13 protein-coding genes and 2 pseudogenes are annotated in these 17974 nt (G+C 66.1%); 8 read left to right on the top strand and 7 right to left on the bottom strand.

The features are described 5' to 3' along the window. Window positions 1-127 precede the first annotated feature (127 nt). Together hslU and J2X06_RS13255 are read left to right on the top strand one after the other, a co-directional pair. Window positions 128-1498 carry an ATP-dependent protease ATPase subunit HslU gene (hslU, locus tag J2X06_RS13260; protein WP_430539601.1) on the top strand — a complete coding sequence of 457 codons (1371 nt, stop codon included), beginning with the start codon at window positions 128-130 and terminating at the stop codon, window positions 1496-1498. A gap of 266 nt (window positions 1499-1764) precedes the next feature. Beyond that, the gene (locus tag J2X06_RS13255; RefSeq protein ID WP_310063145.1) at window positions 1765-4527 is read left to right on the top strand and encodes a TonB-dependent receptor; all 2763 of its coding nucleotides are present in this window, start codon (window positions 1765-1767) and stop codon (window positions 4525-4527) included. Window positions 4528-4638: 111 nt separating this feature from the next. Here J2X06_RS13255 and J2X06_RS13250 read toward each other — a convergent pair whose 3' ends face one another. The 6 genes and pseudogenes from J2X06_RS13250 to J2X06_RS13225 all read right to left on the bottom strand — a co-directional run. Beyond that, window positions 4639-5721: a hypothetical protein gene (locus J2X06_RS13250; protein WP_310063144.1), complete on the bottom strand. Its 1083-nt coding sequence runs from the start codon at window positions 5719-5721 to the stop codon at window positions 4639-4641. 41 nt (window positions 5722-5762) lie between these two features. Beyond that, window positions 5763-6503 carry an AraC family transcriptional regulator gene (locus tag J2X06_RS13245; protein ID WP_310063142.1) on the bottom strand — a complete coding sequence of 247 codons (741 nt, stop codon included), beginning with the start codon at window positions 6501-6503 and terminating at the stop codon, window positions 5763-5765. A gap of 30 nt (window positions 6504-6533) precedes the next feature. Next, window positions 6534-6989, bottom strand: a complete 456-nt coding sequence (locus J2X06_RS13240; protein WP_310063639.1) for a nucleoside deaminase — start codon at window positions 6987-6989, stop codon at window positions 6534-6536. A gap of 103 nt (window positions 6990-7092) precedes the next feature. Then, window positions 7093-7599, bottom strand: a complete 507-nt coding sequence (locus J2X06_RS13235; RefSeq protein ID WP_310063140.1) for a GNAT family N-acetyltransferase — start codon at window positions 7597-7599, stop codon at window positions 7093-7095. Between the two features lie 107 nt (window positions 7600-7706). Further along, window positions 7707-8800 (bottom strand): annotated as a pseudogene (locus tag J2X06_RS13230) (HlyD family secretion protein). 49 nt (window positions 8801-8849) lie between these two features. Next, window positions 8850-10468: pseudogene (locus tag J2X06_RS13225) on the bottom strand (MFS transporter); the annotation flags it as partial. 90 nt (window positions 10469-10558) lie between these two features. Between J2X06_RS13225 and ubiE the strand changes: the two are divergent. The 6 genes from ubiE (at window position 10559) to J2X06_RS13195 (ending at window position 16945) form a co-directional block, all read left to right on the top strand. Further along, window positions 10559-11362 (top strand): bifunctional demethylmenaquinone methyltransferase/2-methoxy-6-polyprenyl-1,4-benzoquinol methylase UbiE, encoded by an 804-nt coding sequence (gene ubiE, locus J2X06_RS13220; RefSeq protein WP_310063138.1) that lies wholly within the window; start codon window positions 10559-10561, stop codon window positions 11360-11362. A gap of 183 nt (window positions 11363-11545) precedes the next feature. After that, on the top strand, window positions 11546-13495 hold the full coding sequence (locus J2X06_RS13215) for a M1 family metallopeptidase (protein WP_310063136.1): 1950 nt from the start codon (window positions 11546-11548) through the stop codon (window positions 13493-13495). Between the two features lie 180 nt (window positions 13496-13675). Then, the gene (locus J2X06_RS13210; protein WP_310063134.1) at window positions 13676-14650 is read left to right on the top strand and encodes an alpha/beta fold hydrolase; all 975 of its coding nucleotides are present in this window, start codon (window positions 13676-13678) and stop codon (window positions 14648-14650) included. Next, the gene (locus J2X06_RS13205; protein ID WP_310063131.1) at window positions 14647-15387 is read left to right on the top strand and encodes a hypothetical protein; all 741 of its coding nucleotides are present in this window, start codon (window positions 14647-14649) and stop codon (window positions 15385-15387) included. The genes J2X06_RS13210 and J2X06_RS13205 overlap by 4 nt, the downstream gene beginning before the upstream one ends. A 211-nt stretch (window positions 15388-15598) precedes the next feature. Then, window positions 15599-16066: an aminoacyl-tRNA deacylase gene (locus J2X06_RS13200; protein WP_310063130.1), complete on the top strand. Its 468-nt coding sequence runs from the start codon at window positions 15599-15601 to the stop codon at window positions 16064-16066. 141 nt (window positions 16067-16207) lie between these two features. Further along, window positions 16208-16945 (top strand): glycoside hydrolase family 16 protein, encoded by a 738-nt coding sequence (locus tag J2X06_RS13195; protein WP_310063129.1) that lies wholly within the window; start codon window positions 16208-16210, stop codon window positions 16943-16945. 82 nt (window positions 16946-17027) lie between these two features. Here J2X06_RS13195 and J2X06_RS13190 read toward each other — a convergent pair whose 3' ends face one another. After that, complete coding sequence (locus J2X06_RS13190) at window positions 17028-17960, bottom strand: carbohydrate kinase family protein (RefSeq protein ID WP_310063127.1); 933 nt, start codon at window positions 17958-17960, stop codon at window positions 17028-17030. Window positions 17961-17974 lie beyond the last annotated feature (14 nt).

Raw genomic sequence — 17974 nt, 5'->3', positions numbered from 1 at the left:
ATCCCCGCGAAGGCGGGGATCCAGCGACTCCCGCCGCTTACCTGCAAGACACTGGATTCCCGCCTGCGCGGGAAGACGAGCAAGAGCCCATCCAATGCCCAACAAGCCCGACACCAGCAACACCACCATGACGCCGCGCGAGATCGTGCAGGAGCTCGATCGCCACATCATCGGCCAGCAAGCGGCCAAGCGCGCCGTTGCGATCGCCTTGCGCAACCGCTGGCGCCGCATGCAGTTGCCGCTGGAGCTGCGCAACGAGGTAATGCCGAAGAACATCCTGATGATCGGCCCGACCGGCGTCGGCAAGACCGAGATCGCCAGGCGCCTGGCGACGCTGGCCAACGCGCCGTTCGTCAAGGTCGAGGCCACGCGCTTCACCGAGGTCGGCTATGTCGGCAAGGACGTCGAACAGATCGTGCGCGACCTGGCCGACACCGCCGTCAAGCTGTACCGCGAGCAGGCCAAGCAGCGCGTGCGCACGCAGGCCGAGGAGCGCGCCGAGGAGCGCATCCTCGATGCGCTGTTGCCACGCCGCGCGGGCACTGCCAATACGGTGTTCGGTTTCAACCCGACCGAGGCCGCCAGGGACGAACCGTCCGCGCAGGCCAATTCCGCGGAAGCCAATGAAACCCGAGCCAAACTGCGCAAGCAATTGCGCAGCGGCGCGCTGGACGAGCGCGAGATCGAGATCGAAACGGCGGTGAACGTCGGCGTCGACATCATGGCGCCGCCCGGCATGGAGGAAATGGGCCAGCAACTGCGCCAGATGTTCTCGCAGGTCGCCGGCGCCAAGACCCATCGCAAGACGATGACGATCAGCACCGCGCGCGCGCAGCTGACCGAGGAAGAAGCCGGCAAGCTGGTCAACGAGGACGACGTCCGCGAGGCCGCGATCGAAGCCTGCGAGCAGCACGGCATCGTCTTCATCGACGAGATCGACAAGGTCGCCAAGCGCAGCGAAACGATCGGCGGCGGCGATGTCAGCCGCGAAGGCGTGCAGCGCGACCTGCTGCCGCTGGTGGAAGGCTCGACCGTCAGCACCAAGTACGGGCCGGTCAACACCGACCACATCCTGTTCATCGCCTCCGGCGCCTTCCACCTGGCCAAGCCCAGCGATCTGATCCCGGAACTGCAGGGCCGCTTCCCGATCCGCGTGGAACTGGGCGCGCTGAGCAAGGGCGACTTCGTCCGCATCCTTACCGAGCCCAAGGCCGCGTTGATCACGCAGTACATCGAACTGCTGAAGACCGAAGGCGTGACCGTCGAGTTCGGAAGCGATGCCGTCGAGCGGCTCGCCGAGATCGCCGCGCAGGTCAACGAGCGCCAGGAGAACATCGGCGCGCGCCGCCTGCACACCGTGCTGGAGCGCCTGCTCGACGTGCTCAGCTTCGAGGCGCCAGACCGTGGCGGGCAGGCCGTCCGCATCGACAGCGCCTACGTCGACTCGCACCTGGGCGAGTTGGTGAAGGATCCGGACCTGAGCCGCTACATCCTGTAAAGCCGGTCCGATCCCTTTGGAGAAGGCCCGCCACATGGCGGGCCTTCTGGCTTCCGGACCGCCACTCGTGGGAGTTGTCCCGGTCGGCCCGCTGCGCCCTGAGCTGACGGCCCGAACGGGTCGCACCATACGCCCCCACCCCTCCGCGTGTGGATTTCGTTCGGCAGGCATACAGGCTGCCGGCCCCTCTTCAGGGCAAAATAACGAGTTCTTCACACCTCGATCTGCGCGGGTCCGCGCAGTCAACTTTCGGCCTGGGGGCCTTCATGACGTTCCATCCTGTGGCACCGCAACCTGCGGTGCGTTTGTCGTGTGCATCTCCGCGCAAGCGCGGCCTCGTCGTCGCCTGCGGCCTCGCGCTGCTGGCATCCACCGCGGCCCAGGCGCAGGCGCAGGAGGCCCCGACACCGGGTGATGCCGCGACGCTCGACAGGGTCACCGTCACCGGCATCCGCCACAGCATCGAGACCTCGGTGGAGACCAAGAACGAATCGAACTCCATCGTCGAGGCGGTGTCGGCCGAGGACATCGGCAAGCTGCCGGACATCAGCATCGCCGACTCGATCTCGCGCCTTCCGGGCATTGCCACCCAGCGCGTGGACGGCCGCTCGCAGGTCATCAACATCCGCGGCATGTCCGAGCAGTTCGTCGGCACGCTGCTCAACGGCCGCGAACAGGTCAGCACCGGCGACAGCCGCGGTGTCGAGCTCGACCAGTACCCCGCCGAACTGATCAACGCCGTCACCGTATACAAGACCCCGGATGCGGCGCTGGTCGGGCAGGGCCTGTCCGGCACCGTCGACCTGCAGACGATCCGCCCGCTGGAGTACGGTCAGCGCCGCATCGTGGTCAGCGGCAGCGGCGAGAAGAACTCCTTCGGCAAGCTGAGCGACGATGCGAGCGATACCGGCTATCGCGCCAGCGCCTCCTACGTCGACCAGTTCGCCAACAACACCGTCGGCGTCGCTCTCGGCGTTGCACTTCTGGATTCGCCGTTCCAGGAAAAGCATTACAAGGCGTGGTGGTGGGCCGACACCGATGTCTGGGGCGCGCCGCAGCCCGGCAAGCCCGCCGGCGCGGTCGCACTGCAGGGCAGCGAAGGCTGGATCAAGTCGCACGATTTGAACCGCGACGGCGTCATGGGCGTCGTCGAGTTCCAGCCGAACGAGACCTTCCACAGCATGCTCGACCTGTACTACTCCAATTTCGACCAGGAAGAGGTCATGCATGGAGCGATGTGGGGGAACGACCCGTGGTTCAACAACGGGGCGGTCAGCTACGACCAGGTGGCCACGACGAATGTGGACGGCGTTCCGGTCATCACCCACGGCGTGCTCAACGGCGTGCAGCCGGCGGTCCGAAACGACAACAACACCCGCGACGACAAGCTCTATGCAGCCGGCTGGGCGAACACCGTCGACCTGGGCAGCTGGTCGCTGACGGCCGACCTGAATTACTCGAAGGCCGAGCGCGAGCAGTCCACGCTGGAAACCTACGCTGGCCTGCTGGGTCCGCAGAGCATCGGCTTCGACCTGTCCGCGAGCCCGGGCTTCAACCATTACTCGCTGCCTGACCTGTCCAATCCGGGCACGGTCTACCTGTGGGATCCACAGATGTGGGGCCACGACGGTCGCCTGGAGAATTCGCGCCAGGAGGACGAGATCAAGGCCGCGCGACTTCAGCTGACGCATGACATCGAGAGCTCCGACTGGCTGCGCAGTTACGACGTCGGCGTGAACTTCAACCGCCGCACCAAGGAGAAGGTGGCGCAGGTCTATTTCGCGGACCTGCTCAACGACCGTGCGCCGACGACGGTCGATCCTTCGCTGCTCAATGCACCGACCTCACTCGACTTCGTCGGCATGGGGCGCCTGCTCAGCTACAACCCGCGTGACCTGCTGTCGCGCTACTACAACGTCTACATCAGCGAGAGCAACGACGACCTGCGCAAGGATTTCGTGGTCGACGAGGATGTCGACACCTACTATTTCCGCGCCAACCTGGACATGGACGTGACCGACCGCGTGCGCCTGCGCGGCAACGCCGGTGCGCAGTACATCCGCACCGACCAGTCCTCGACCGGATTCAACGCCAACGGCGGCGCCGTGGTCGGCACGCAGACGCTGGGCACGTCCTACGGGGATATCCTGCCCAGCCTGAACCTGGTCGCCGACTTCGGAGACGGCTGGATGGTGCGTTTCGGTGCGGCCAGGGAACTGATGCGCCCACCGATCAACTACCTCAGCGCCGACAGCGACGCCAGCGTCGACCCGATCACGCGCGAATGGCAGGGCAGCGGCGGAAATCCGCTGCTTGAACCGTACCGCGCCAACGCGGTCGACCTGTCGTTCGAGAAGTACATGGGTGCGGCGAGCTATGTCGCCCTCGCGTTGTTCTACAAGGACCTGGACACGTACATCTACGGACAGAACATCCCGTGGGACTTCAGCGGCTACGACGACAATGGCGTCACGCCGGTCTCGAACTTCGGCAATTTCAGCACCTGGGCCAACGGCACCGGCGGGTACATGCGCGGTGTCGAGGTCAGCGCGACGCTTGCCGGCGATCTGTTCACGCCTGCGCTGACGGGCTTCGGAGTGCAGGTCAACGGCTCCTACACCGAGTCGTCGATCGATCCGGACGGCCCGGACCAAGGCAACGGCACCGATACAATCCCGGGCCTGTCCAAGGTCGTCGCCAACGCGGTCGTGTACTACGAGAACCATGGCTTTGCCGCGCGCATCAGCCAGCGTTACCGCGACCCGTATCGTGGCGAGTACGGCTCCCTGTTCGGTACGCGCCAGTACCGCAACACGCTCAGCGAGCGCTCGCTGGACCTGCAGGTGAGCTACGACTTCGCCGAGGAAAGCGGGCTCCCAGGACTGTCGCTGATGTTCCAGGTCAACAACGTCAACAACTATGCTTTCCGCAGCGAGGTCAGCGAGGCCACCGGGACCGGGCTGTTCATGCCTGAGGAGTACACCGAATACGGTCGTCAGTACCTGTTGGGTTTCAGTTACAGGATGTAAGTCCTGCATGGACGAAGGCCGCGCGTGCTGAGGCCCCGTGGCTGCAAGAAAGGCCCGCCATACGGCGGGCCTTTTTACGTCTGCTTGAGGACAAGGATCCGGATCTGATCGCTACGGCGCCGTAGTCGCGGTGTGCGCTCCAGGCTTGCGTCGCTGCGTGTCGGCCAGAAGTTGCGCCCGCGCGGCCTGTTGCAGTTCGTCGATGCTCACCTGGTCCGGCGCGCGTCCCAAACGCGCCGTGAGGTCGGCGACCACGCGCTTGTTGGCATAGGTGTGCGGTGAGTCGATGTCTTCGCTCTGCGCGGTGATCATGTATCCCAGGCGCTTGGCGCTGACTTCGCGCGCTTGCGCCAGCTCGACCAGCTTGGCGCGGTATTCCAGCTCCCATGAAGCCATGCCGGGGAAGGTGTTCTGGTCGGCGAAATGCTGCGTTTCGTGGCCCAGGAACACCACACGGAACGCCTCGCTGTCCAGGCCTTCGGTGTAGCTTGGCACGACGGCGTACAGCATGTCGGCGGTAGCCCAGCCGCCAGCCGATCCGCGCCCGCAGCGTGCGTAGGCGCTCCAGCCGCGACTGACGAAATCATCCAGCAGCTCCACGCGTGCGCGGCGGCGACCCTCAGGAAGGTCGACGTCGTAGTAGCGCGTCTCCTGCTTGCGCCACAGCATCAGTTCGCGCAGTGGCATCGTCCGGCCGAGTTGTGCGTAGTAGCCGCGCTCGAGCAACGCGCTTTGCAGCAGCGGTTCGAGCGCATCCATGTCGGTGGCAGTCCTTGTCCCGGCATCCAGTCGTTGGCGCAGTTGTCCGAACAATGTCGTCTCCAGCGACGCCCGTTGCGACGGATTGTCCAGCGCGTGCCACCAGTACTCCTGGTAGATGCGGAACACGTCGCGGACGAAGGGTTCGCTGACCGCTTCGGTGTCGAACGCAGGCGTGGCGCGCTGGAAGCGTTCGATCATGCAATCGCGGTAACTCGCATCCGCCCCGACGAAGCCTGCTGCCGAGGCTTGCTCCAGCGCGGCAATCGCGCGGTGGCTGTCGCCCTGCAGGATCGCACTGGTGGACTCGGCGATGGCCGCCTTCGCGGCCGCGTCGGATTGGGGTTCCACGGAGGTGGCCGCGAATGCGGTGGTCGTCGCAGCTAGGGAAAGCGCCAGGGTGAGCGAAAGCAGGGGCGGGAGCGGCAAGCGCATGGGGGAAATCCAGGGCGGTTACCGGACCGCCTGTGCCCGCATTAGCGCATCGGTGCAGGTTCGGCGTCTTGAACGCAGTTGATCTGACGGCGCAGGCGTCCTGGCGGCAGCCCGGTCATGGCGCGCACGCTGCGGGTGAGGTGGCTCTGGTCGGCGAAGCCGCTGCGGGCGGCGATATCGGCCAGCGAAGCTTCGCCGGCCAGCAGCGACAGCGCCTGGCGGCCTCGCAACTCGCGCCGTAGCGATTGCGGCGACATGCCGTGCGTGCGCAGGAACATGCGGCTGGCATGCTCGTCGGACACACCGGCACGGCGAGCGATCCGTGCGATCGGCTCATCGTTGTACTGCAGGTCGTGCAGGAACTCGACCTGCCAGCCCTGCAGCGACATCGAACGCGCGCCATTCGAAGCAAGGATCAGCGCGTGCAGGTGCTGTGCGCCGCGCAGGAATACTTCCCCGGCTTCGGCCCGATCGGGCACGCGCAGGACTTGCAGCACCGCCGGCTCGGTGCCTGCCGGCAGCGCCAGGTTGGCCACCCGCGCGCCGCGTCGGCCGAAACGGTTGCCGTGGGCGTGGTAGCGCGGGTGCAGCACCAGGGTTCCGGGCGTGCATTCGACCGGTCCGTCTGCGCTGGCCTCGACGTAGCCGCCTTCCAGTACCAAGGCCGCGTACGCAGGCACGTGCCGGTGCGTGCACAGCGCATCGCCGGCGCTGTGGCGGGTTTCGTGGTCGACGTGGTCGTGCATGCCGTTGATGGTGGAGGTTGCCGGCCGGCGACTCATGGGGCAGAAGTCACCTCCGCATGCAGCCGTTCAGTCCTCGCCGATGTCCTCGTTCCAGACCCCGGGGTGCGACGCGATGTAGTCGCCGAGCATCCCGATGCACTCGCCGTCGTTGAGATCGACGACCTTCACGCCGTTCTCGCGCAGCCAGTCGATGCCGCCGCGGAAGTTCACCGACTCGCCGACCACCACGGTGCCGATGTTGAACTGCCGCACCAGGCCGCTGCAGTACCAGCACGGCGCCAGCGTGGTGACCATGATTGTGTCGCGGTAGCGGCGCTGGCGGCCGGCCTTGCGGAACGCGTCGGTTTCGCCGTGCACCGAGGGGTCGTTTTCCTGGATGCGGCGGTTGTGTCCGCAGCCGAGCAGGCGACCGTCCTGGTGGTACAGCGCCGCGCCGATCGGGATGCCGCCTTCGGCCAGACCCTGACGGGCTTCGGTGACGGCGGTGGCGAGCAGGGCGCGGTAGTCGGGCGTGGCGATCATGGCGATGGCGATGGAGGACTTGTATAGAGTCTGACGCGATGGTGCCGTCGGGTCGATGGCCACGCTGTTGTACGACCCGCCGTCGCGCACCGCCCGCTGGGGTTCAGCGCGGGGACGGTCGCAGCATGTCGACGTGCGGGATGCCGTCTTCGACGTAGGCTTCGGAGGAGACGACAAAGCCGTGTTTGCCGTAGAAGCCCTGCAGGTGTGCCTGCGCGCCTATCTGTACGTCAGTGCCGGGCCAGCGCCGCTCGATTTCGGTCAGCGCCGCATGCAGCATCGGATCGCCCAGGCCACGGCCGCGCCAGGCCGGAGCGGTCAGCACGCGGCCGAAGCTCACCTGCCGATAACTCAACCCGGCGGGCAGGATCCGCAGGTATGCCGCCAATGAGCCGTCCGGCGCCATGCCGAGCAGGTGCACGGTGTCAGGGTGCCGGTCCTTGCCGTCGGGATCGAGATAGACGCAGTTCTGCTCGACGACGAACACTTCCGAGCGCAGCTTGAGCAGCGCGTAGAGCGTGTCGACATCCAGTTCGCGGAACGACCTGGCGACCCATCGGATGTTGACGTCGGCCAGGGAGCCGGAGGCATTCGGATCGGCGGCGTTCATGGCGACATGATGCCAGAGGGTCAAGACGTCATACGGAGAAGGCCGCGTCATCCCCGCGCAGGCGGGGATCCACAATCAAAGGCCAAAGTGTCCTCGAACCTTGCGCATCATTCGCGCGAAGCACCCGATGTATCGATATCGACCACCACCGACATGCCGGGACGCAGGCGCGCGGAGCCCTGCTGTCCGGCGTCGATGGAAATCTTGATCGGAATGCGCTGGGCGATCTTGACGAAGTTGCCGGTGGCATTGTCCGCCGGCAGCACGCTGAACTCCGAGCCGGCAGCGGGCGAGATCTCCTGGACATGGCCGCGCATGCGCCTGCCGCCCAGCGCGTCGACGCTGATGCGCACCGGTTGCCCGATCCGCACGTCGGTCATCTGCGTTTCCTTGAGATTGGCCATGACCCAGAACGTGTCGGGCACCAGCGCCATCAGTTGCGTGCCGTTGGTGACGTAGGCGCCTTCGCGCACCAGTATCTGGCTGAGTTGCCCGTTGCGCGGCGCCTCGATGCGGGTGTGCTCGAGGTTGATCCGCGCCAGCTTCACCGCGGCTTCCGCGCCGGCGACCGAAGCCTCCAGCGCGGCGCGGTTGACGCTGACGCTGCGCACGCTCTGCTCGGCCGCATCCAGTGCGGCACGGGACTGGTTCACCGCGGCCACGGCCTGGGCGTTGGCGGCAAAGGCCGTTTCGAGATCCTGTTCCGACACCAGCTTGCCGCGGGCCAGCTTGTCGGTGCGACGCAACGCCGCTTCGGTTCTGACGTGCAGGGCGTCGTTGCTGGCCATGCCGGCGCGGCCCTGCGCCACGCTGGCGTGGGCGCTGCGCAACTGCTGCGTCCAGTTGTCGAGGCTGGCATGGGCGGCCTGGAGTTGCGCGCTCGCCTGGTCCACCTGCTGGCGGTAGATGCGGTCGTCGATCTGCACCAGCAGGTCGCCCTTGTGCACGTGCTGGAAATCGCGAACGGGAACCTGCATGACGTAGCCGCTGACCTGGGGGCTGATGAGCGTGACCTGGCCGCGCACATAGGCGTTCTCGGTGCTCTGGAGGGCGCTGCGGAAGGGCGGGAGCCGCCACGCGTAAAGCACGATCAGCGCGCCGATCAGGGCCACGGCGGCGAATGCGCCGATTTGCCACAGCGGCCTCGGCGGCGGCGCCGGCGCGGCCGCCGGGCCGGACGCGGCAGGTGCGGATGCGGCAGGTGGAGAAGCGGCGGGGCCAGGCGTGCTCACGGGGTCGCTGCCTCCGCCAGGAGCCGCTGGCGACGGGCTTTCAGGCGCAAGTAGATGCCGACCCAGAACAGCCAGGCAGCCGTCAGCAGGGCGAGGACGGTGATGATCATGTACGTATCGTTAAAGGCCAGCACATTGGCTTCGCGTGAAGCCGCCGCGCCCAGCGCACGCAGGCCCAGCGCATTGCGCAGCGCCGGGTCGGTGACGATCTGCCCCAAGCCCCCCGCACCGGACTGGATGCGCGCCGCGACCTGCGGGTCGAGCAGGGTGAGGTGCTCGACGAGCTGGCTGGAGTGGTACTTCTCGCGCACCACCTGGAAGGTGCCCAGGAACGCAGTGCCACACAGGCTGCCCAGGTTCTGGGCGATGCTGAACATCACGAAGAAGCTGATCAGGTTGCGCGGCTGCGTGATCACGCTGCCGATTCCGGCGATCAGCGCCGGCGCGAGGAAGAACGTGCTGCCGAAGCCGATCAGGAACTGGCTGAGCATCAGTTGCGCGGGTCGGGTCAGGTTGGTGGAGTGCGCGTCCATCCACGCGCCCAGGGCAACGCACAACAGCGCGATGATCGCCGGAACGCGCGTCAGCACCGGCTTCACGGTCATCGCGCTGAGGGCGATGCCGAGCAGGCAGCCGAGCAGGACGACGGAAAACAACCCGTGCATCTGGTCGTTGGTCAGCCCCATCGCCTGCAGGAAGCCCACCGCCCCCACGCTCTGCTCGGTGAGCACCATGCGGATCAGCACGATGGCGATGCCAAGCCGCAGCATCAGGCCGCTGCTGAGCCAACGCGTGTTGATCAGGGGGTTTGCGCGAAAATGTTCGTAGCCCAGCCCGCTGACCACCAGCACGATGGACGCGGCCAACGACCAGCCAATCCACGGCGCCTCGCGCCACCACTCGATGCGGCCGAGTGACAGCACCGCGCACAACAGCGCCATCCCGACCGACAGCAGCGTGACGGAGACGATGTCCTGCCTCTCGAACACCCGCATCCGATCCCCTGGCGGCAGCCGGAGCAGCAGCACGCCCCCCAGCGACAGCAGCGACAGGCCCAGTTCGAACAGGTAAAGGCCGCGCCATTCGCCGAACTCGAGCAGATCCGTGGAGATCACGCGCGCCAGCGGCGGCCCGAGCTGGCTCATGCCGATGCCCACGGCGATGGCGCGCAGGCGATGCTGCGGAGGGAAGGCCTGGATCATGTAGAACAGACCCAGCGCTATCGTCGCGGCACCGGCGATGCCGTTGACCGCACGCACCGTAATCGCCGACGGAAGCGTGTGCACGAACAGGTGGGCGAAGGTCACCAGCACGAACAGCACCAGGACGATCTCGGTGAACAAGCGCAACCCGTACTGCTGGCGGAACTTGATCAGCACCAGGTTGGCCGACACGTTGGTCATGACGTAGGCGGCGGGCAGCCAGGCGATCTCGGCCGCGGTGACGCCGAGGGAACCCTGCAGGTCCGGCAGGTTGGCCGACACCAGGGCGCTACCCAGGCTGCCGGTGATGGCCACCGTGGCGCCAACCACGGCAAAGGCAACGCGCAGCGCGAGCGGGTGCAACGGGGTCGAGGGCGAGCCCGGAAACAGCGGCCGCTCGTGAGGCAGCCATTGGCGCGGCTCGACGCTGCTCATCGGCGGCTGTTGCTCCCTGGGGCCGGTTCCTTGGCGCAACCTGGATCCTCGGCAAGCCCGTGGATTGTACGTTGGTGCGATAATCGCGGCATGAGCGAATCTCCCGATCAGCACGACTCCAAGCCGCAGGAATCCAGGCCGCGCGACACCGGACCCGGTACCACCCACTTCGGTTTCCGCGACGTGCCCACGGGCGAGAAGCAGAAGCTGGTCGGCCAGGTGTTCTCCTCGGTCGCCAGCAAGTACGACCTGATGAACGACCTGATGTCGCTGGGCATCCATCGGGTGTGGAAGCGCTATTTCGTCGGCACCGCGCAGGTCAAGCGCGGCGATCGCGTGCTCGACCTGGCCGGCGGGACCGGTGACATCGCGCTATTGCTGCGCGATCGGGTCGGCGACACCGGCAGCATCGTGCTGGGCGACATCAATGGCGCGATGTTGCGCGTCGGCCGCGACCGCATGACCGACATGGGCAAGGTCGCCGGATTCGAATACGTGCAGATGAACGCCGAGAAGTTGCCATTCCCGGACGGCAGCTTCGACCTGGTGACCATCGCCTTCGGCCTGCGCAACGTCACAGACAAGGACGCCGCGTTGCGCGAGATGTACCGCGTGCTGAAGGTCGGCGGCCAGGCGCGGGTATTGGAGTTCTCGGAAGTGAAGGCCGACTGGTTCAAGCCGATCTACGACTTCCATTCGTTCAAGGTGCTGCCCAAGCTCGGCAGCCTGTTCGCCGGCGACCCCGACAGCTACCAGTACCTGGCTGAGAGCATCCGCAAGCATCCGCCGCAGGACGAGCTCAAGGCGATGATGCAGACCGCGGGGTTTGCGCGTTGCGACTACCGCAATCTGTCGGGCGGGATCGTCGCCATTCATACGGGTTACAAAGTCTGACCTGAGCGGTATGGGGTAGGCCGCTCGCCTGGCCTGGCCAGGGGCCCCAAGGCAACGGGACGGCGTCCGCGGGCCGGTTCCGCCTTGGGTTCTGAGGCCTCCAAGGCAATGGGTCAGGCAAATGCCCGGCCGCAGGCAAGGCGCTAAACTCGACGGCTCACACCGTCCCTTTGGGCCCGCCGTATGCGCTACTCGATCCTGTCCCTCTGCCTGGCCGCCGCGCTTGCCGCCGGTTGTTCCCGCGACGCCGCCCCGCCTGCCGCCACCGCCGACAAGGGGGCCGCCGCCGTGACCACCGCCGACCAGAAGACCCTCGCCGAAGTCGACGAGTACTCCTATGCCGAGCCGGACAAGGTCCGCATCAACGACCTCGCACTGCAGCTGAAGGTCGACTTCGACAAGAAGGAACTGGGTGGCAGCGCCACCTACACGCTGGACTGGGCCGACCCCAAGGCCACCCAGCTGATCCTCGACACCCGCGACATCACCGTCGAAAAGGTCGTCGGTGAGCGCAGCGACGGAAAGTGGGTCGACCTGGCCTACAAGCTCGCGCCGAAGGACAAGGTGCTGGGCAACAAGCTCACCATCGAGTCGCCGACGCGCAATGCGCGCATCCGCGTGACCTACCACACCTCGCCGGACGCCTCCGGCTTGCAGTGGCTGACCCCGGCGATGACCGAGGGCAAGAAGACGCCCTTCATGTTCAGCCAGTCGCAGCAGATCCACGCGCGTTCTTGGGTGCCGCTGCAGGACACGCCGCGCGTACGGTTCACCTACACCGCTCACGTGACGTCGCCGCAGGATGCGATGGTGCTGATGAGCGCCGACAACGATCCCAAGGCGGTGCGCGACGGTGACTACACCTTCAAGATGCCGCAGAAGATCCCGTCGTACCTGCTGGCGATCGCGGCGGGCGACCTGGTGTTCCAGCCGATCAGCGCGCGCGCCGGCGTGTGGGCCGAGCCGACGATGGTGAAGAAGGCGGCCAACGAGTTCGCCGACACCGAGAAGATGATGGTCACGGCCGAGCGCCTGTACGGCCCGTACCGCTGGGAGCGCTACGACATCCTGGTGCTGCCGCCGTCGTTCCCGTATGGCGGCATGGAAAACCCGCGCATGACCTTCGCCACGCCGACCGTGATCGTCGGCGACAAGTCGCTGGTGTCGCTGGTCGCGCATGAGCTGGCGCACAGCTGGTCGGGCAACCTGGTGACGTTCTCCACGCCGAAGGACGGCTGGCTCAACGAAGGCTTCACCAGTTACGTCGAGAACCGCATCGTCGAGGACCTGTACGGCAAGGAAGCGGCCGACATGGAGAAGGTCATCTCGCGCAACGAGCTGGCCGCCGAATACAAGGAGATCGATCCGAAGCTGCAGGTGCTGGCATTGCGTCCTGGCACGCTGGCCAATCCGGACGATGCGAGCAGCTCGACGGTCTACACCAAGGGCGCGTGGTTCCTGCAGTTCCTGGAGGAGCGTTTCGGCCGCGAGGCGTTCGATCCGTTCCTGAAGGAATACTTCAACCACTTCGCGTTCCAGTCGATCCCGACCACGAAGTTCATCGAGTACGCCCAGGCCAACCTGCTCGACAAGTACCCGGGCAAGGTGACCGAAGCCGAGCTCGACGAGTGGATCTACCAGCCGGGCGTACCGGCCAGCGCGCCCAAGACGGTGTCGCCGCGCTTCGACGCGGTCGATGCCGCGCGCAAGGACTGGCTCGACAACGGCACGCTGCCGGACAAGGCGGCCACCGCCAAGTGGACCACGCAGGAATGGGTGCACTTCATCGATGGCATGCCCAGGACGCTCAAGCCCGAGCAGCTCGCCGCGCTCGACGCCGCCTACCACTTCACCGGCACGCCCAACGGCGAGATCGCGCAGCGCTGGTATCCGCTGGCGGTGCGCAGCGGCTACACACAGGCCAACGAAGCGATCGCCGCGTTCCTGTCGAAGATCGGCCGTCGCAAGCTGATCATGCCGACCTACAACGAGCTGGTGAAAACCCCCGAGGGCCTGAAGCTGGCCGAAGGCACCTTCGCCAAGGCCAGGCCGGGTTATCACCCGATCACGACCGGCTCGGTGGAAGAGGCCATCGCCAAGGCGAAGTCGGCACCGGCAGCTCCGGCGAAGTAAAGCGCCTCGCTCAAGTCGGCATTGTGCGGCGCTGCCGCGCCGCGAGTCTCTCTCCCAACCTCCCTCTGCAAGCAGGGGGAGGGCTGAAGCCCGCAGCAGATCACTCCCTCCCCTGCTTGCCGGGGAGGGCCGGGGAGGGGTTAGCTTTCGCCGACCCCTTCCCTGCGCCAGAGCCCCAACGTGCCCCAACGCATCCTGCGCCTGCTGATGCTCGTCTTCGCCATCGCCGTGGTGGCCGGCGCGGTCGTGTTGTGGATCGATCCGTACTCGCTGGTGCGCGCAGAATTTACCCGCCAGCGCCTGGCGGCCGGGTTGTCGAAGACCAGCGTGGTGATCGACGACCATCGCTGGGTCTATGCCTACAGCAATGACGCTCCGGCCGGCGCGCCGACGGTGGTGATGCTGCACGGCTTCACTGGCATGAAGGAGAACTGGTATCCGGTCGCGCATCGTCTGCGCGGGCATTACCGCCTGCTGGTCCCGGACCTGCCCGGCTGGGGCGAGAGCCAGCGCATCGCCGGCGCCGATTACGGCTTCGTCGCGCAAAGTGCGCGCGTGGCGCGTTTCATCGACCAGGTCGCCGGTGCCAAGGGCGGCGTGGTGCTGCTTGGCCATTCGATGGGCGGCGGCATCGCCGCGCTGACCGCGGCGCGGTATCCAGAGGAGGTGGCACGTGTCGGGCTGCTCGACGCTGCCGGCGTGCGCTTTGCCGACAACCGTTTCGGCGAGCAGGTCCTGGCCGGGCACAACCCGTTCGCCGTGCGCGATGCCAGCACCCTGGAGCATTACCTTGGCACCGTGTACTTCGACGTCAAGGCGCAGCCGACGATCCCGTGGCCGGCCGACGGCATCTACATCGCACGCCGCCGGGGCGATGCCGCCTTCGAGCAAGGCGTGCTCGACCGCATCGGTCGCGGCGACGAACGCTTCCTGCCGGGCGAGGAAGCGGCGAAGATCCGCCAGCCGGCGCTGCTGCTGTGGTGCAGGCAGGATGCGGTGATCGACGCCAGTGCGTTGGACCTGTACGCGCGGCGGATCCCGCAGGCCAGCCGCGTGCTGCTCGACGGCTGCGGCCACATGTCGTTGATGGAAAAACCCGACGCGGTCGCGCAGGCCGTGACCACGCTGATCGAACGAGGACAGGCAAGACGATGAATGCCAGGAACAAAACCCTTATTTCGCTGGGCCTCGTACTGGCACTGGCAGCGTGTGGACCGGCGCAGGATCCCAAAGCCGAGGCCGAAGCCAAGCGCGCCGCCACCGAGCAGGCGGCCGGCGAATATGCGACTGCGTTCGAGGCTGAATACGCCAAGCAGAACTGGGAACTCGCCAGCGCCCACGGCGAAGTGCTCAAGGCCAAGTACCCGACGAGCGACGCTGTCGCGCGCCTGCAATCGCAGATCGACGACGCCAAGGCCAAGGCCGCGGCCGCCCGAGAGGAACGACGCCTTGCGGGTCTGTGGACCTACCTGAACACGCCGTTGAAAGGCGGGCCAGTCAAGGGCGGCGTCCAGCTGTCGGCTTCGATCTATTCGAAGGATCCGATCGACGTCGACGGCAGCGGCGCGCGACCGGTGCAGCTGATCTTCCGCGACCATCCGGAATGGGGTCGCAGCAGTTACCTCGTGCTGGAGAAGGGCGACTTCGACTGCTATGGCGGCTGCAAGGTCAAGCTGAAGGTCGACGACGCCGCGCCCAAGCCGGTGGACGCGAGCCGACCCAAGACCGACGAGGCGATCGCGATGTTCATCGAGGACGAGAAGATGCTGTGGCGCACCGTGAAGGACGCCAAGCGCATCGAGATCGAGTTCCCGGTGAAAGCAGGCGGCACGCGCACGGCCGTGTACGAAGTGGCAGGCCTGGATTCGAGCAAGCTGCCGAAGTGGAACTGACCTGCCTCTCCCGCGAGCGGGTGGGGTGAGGGCAGGGCGAGCACTCGTGAATTTGGCGTAACGCCTGCAAGCCCCGCACGAGGAGTAAGCTCCGTGTGCGGCGGCGCGATATCGAAGCGTCGCCTGGCGGCGTGACGCGGGATGCGCACGCCAAGTTCGCCCAGCGGCATCGCCGGCGAGCGGAACGCAACGATGCCGGGCGGAGGTCGCCATGCTCTCGCCTCGCTTGTCAAACCTGCTCGATCAAGGGCAGGCGCCGTACACCACGCTCAACCACTCGCGCACCATCACCGCGCACGACACGGCATCGGTGGCCCACATCGAGCCGGAGCATTTCGCCAAGACCGTGATGATCAAGGCCGATGGCCGGCTGTGCATGGTGGTCATGCCCGCCGCCTACCGGGCCGACCTGCATCGACTCTCGCTCGCCCTCGGCGGTGCGACCGTGGAGTTGGCCGAAGAGGCCGAATTCCGTGGCCAGTTCCCCGATTGCGAACCCGGTGCGATGCCGCCGTTCGGTCATCTCTACGGCATGCCGGTCTACGTCGATTCGCGGCTGGCTCACCAGAAGATGGTCGCCTTCAACGCCGGCAACCACACCGAGATCGTGCGCATGCCGTATTCGGAATTCGAGCGGTTGGCGGCGCCGGAGATGCTCTGGCTCGCGCACATGATGTGATCGCTGGCAGCGAGGTGACGCGTGCGCTTTCGCACGCCACCTCGCTGCGCAGTCGATGCTTGCGGGTGCACTCGCCGTCGTCACATCGACCTCACGCTCTCAGGTGTGTCTTCTGGTCCGTTTCGATCAGCGGAACTGACGATGGACGGTTTATCGAAGTCGTGCGCCACGGCGCTGTTGGCCGTTGCCGCGCTGGGCGTTTCGCCGGTATGCGCGGCCAAGACGCTGTGGTTCTCCGGGATGTCGTGGACGGTCAGGCCGAACGGCGTCGGGGGCCCTGCCAACAACAACTGGTGCGAGAACAACGCCTTCGTCGACGCGAACGGCTACCTGCACCTGCGCATCACCCGAACGAAGGGGAAATGGTGCGCGGCTGAAGTCCTGTCCGACTATCCACTGGGCTACGGCGTGTACCAGTTCCAGGTGGACGGTCGTCCCGACCTGCTCGACCGCAATGCCGTGCTCGGCCTGTTCTCGTATCCGACAGCCGACGTCGGCCCGGACACCACCAACGAGATCGACATCGAGTTCGCCAAGTGGGGGCAGGCCAGTGGTAACGCCCTCAACTACACCGTCTGGCCGGTCAACCTGTCGCTGGATCCGACCACGAGAACCTTTCCGTTGCCGCTCACGGGCAACGCCAGTACGCATCGCTTCATCTGGCAGCGCGAATCGATCCGCTTCCAGTCCACGCACGGCTTCTACGACGACAACCGCTACCCGATCGCCGACTGGACATTCGCCCCGGCCGATTTCGCCCAGCGCATCGCCAGCAAACCGATGCCGCTGCGCATGAACCTGTGGCTGTTCAACAAGCCGCCATCGAACGGCAAGACGGTCGAGGTGATCATCAGGCAGTTCAAGTTCACGCCGTTCTAGGTCATGGTCCGTGTTGGCTCAAGCTCGCGAAAAAAGAAAAACCCCGCCGAAGCGGGGTTTCTTGAATCGCTGATGCAGCCGCTTACAGCGCGTAACCGAACTGTTGCTTGAACTGCTCGGCGAACTCGTCGTAATCGAAGCGCTGGTTCTGCGTGCCCGGGTGCTCGACCTTCAGCGCGCCCATCAGGTTGCCCATGCGGCCGATGGTCAGCCAGTCGTAGCCCTTCTCGATGCCGAAGATCAGGCCGGCGCGGAACGCGTCGCCGCAGCCGGTCGGATCGGTGACGCGACGCTCGTGCGCCGGCGGGATGTCGTAGGTCTTTTCCTGGGTGTGGATCTGCGAGCCGTGCGGGCCGCGCGTGGTGACGTAGGCCTTCACGCGCTGGACGATGTCGTTCTCGCTCCAGCCGGTGCGTTCCTGCAGCAGGTTGGACTCGTAGTCGTTGACGGTGACGTAGTCGGCCTGTTCGATGAATGCGCGCAGCTCGGCGCCGTTGAACAGCGGCATCGCCTGGCCCGGATCGAAGATGAAGGGAATGCCAGCCTCGGCGAATTCCTGTGCGTTCTGCAGCATGCCCTCGCGGCCGTCGGGGCTGACGATGCCGAAGGTGACGCCCTTGACGTCGCGCACGTGGTTCTCGAACGAACGCATCATCGCGCCCGGATGGAACGCGGTGATCTGGTTGTTGTCGTGGTCGGTGGTGATGAACGCCTGCGGCGTGAACAGCTCTTCGATCACCTTGACCTGGTCGAGGCGGATGCCCTGTTCCTCGAAGTGGGCACGGTACGGACCGAAGTCGGTGCCGACGGTGGCCATCGGGATCGGATCGCCGCCCAGCAGCTTGAGGTTGTAGGCGATGTTGCCGGCGCAGCCGCCGAACTCGCGACGCATGCGCGGCACCAGGAACGAGACGTTCAGGATGTGCACCTTGTCCGGCAGGATGTGGTTCTTGAACTGGTCCGGGAACACCATGATGGTGTCGTAGGCCAGCGAGCCGCAGATCAGTGCAGACATCGGTATTCGTCCTG

The sequence above is a fragment of the Lysobacter niastensis genome (assembly GCF_031457115.1).
Classification (GTDB): Bacteria; Pseudomonadota; Gammaproteobacteria; order Xanthomonadales; family Xanthomonadaceae; genus Lysobacter_J; species Lysobacter_J niastensis_A.
This window is presented reverse-complemented; position numbering and strand designations above follow the sequence as displayed.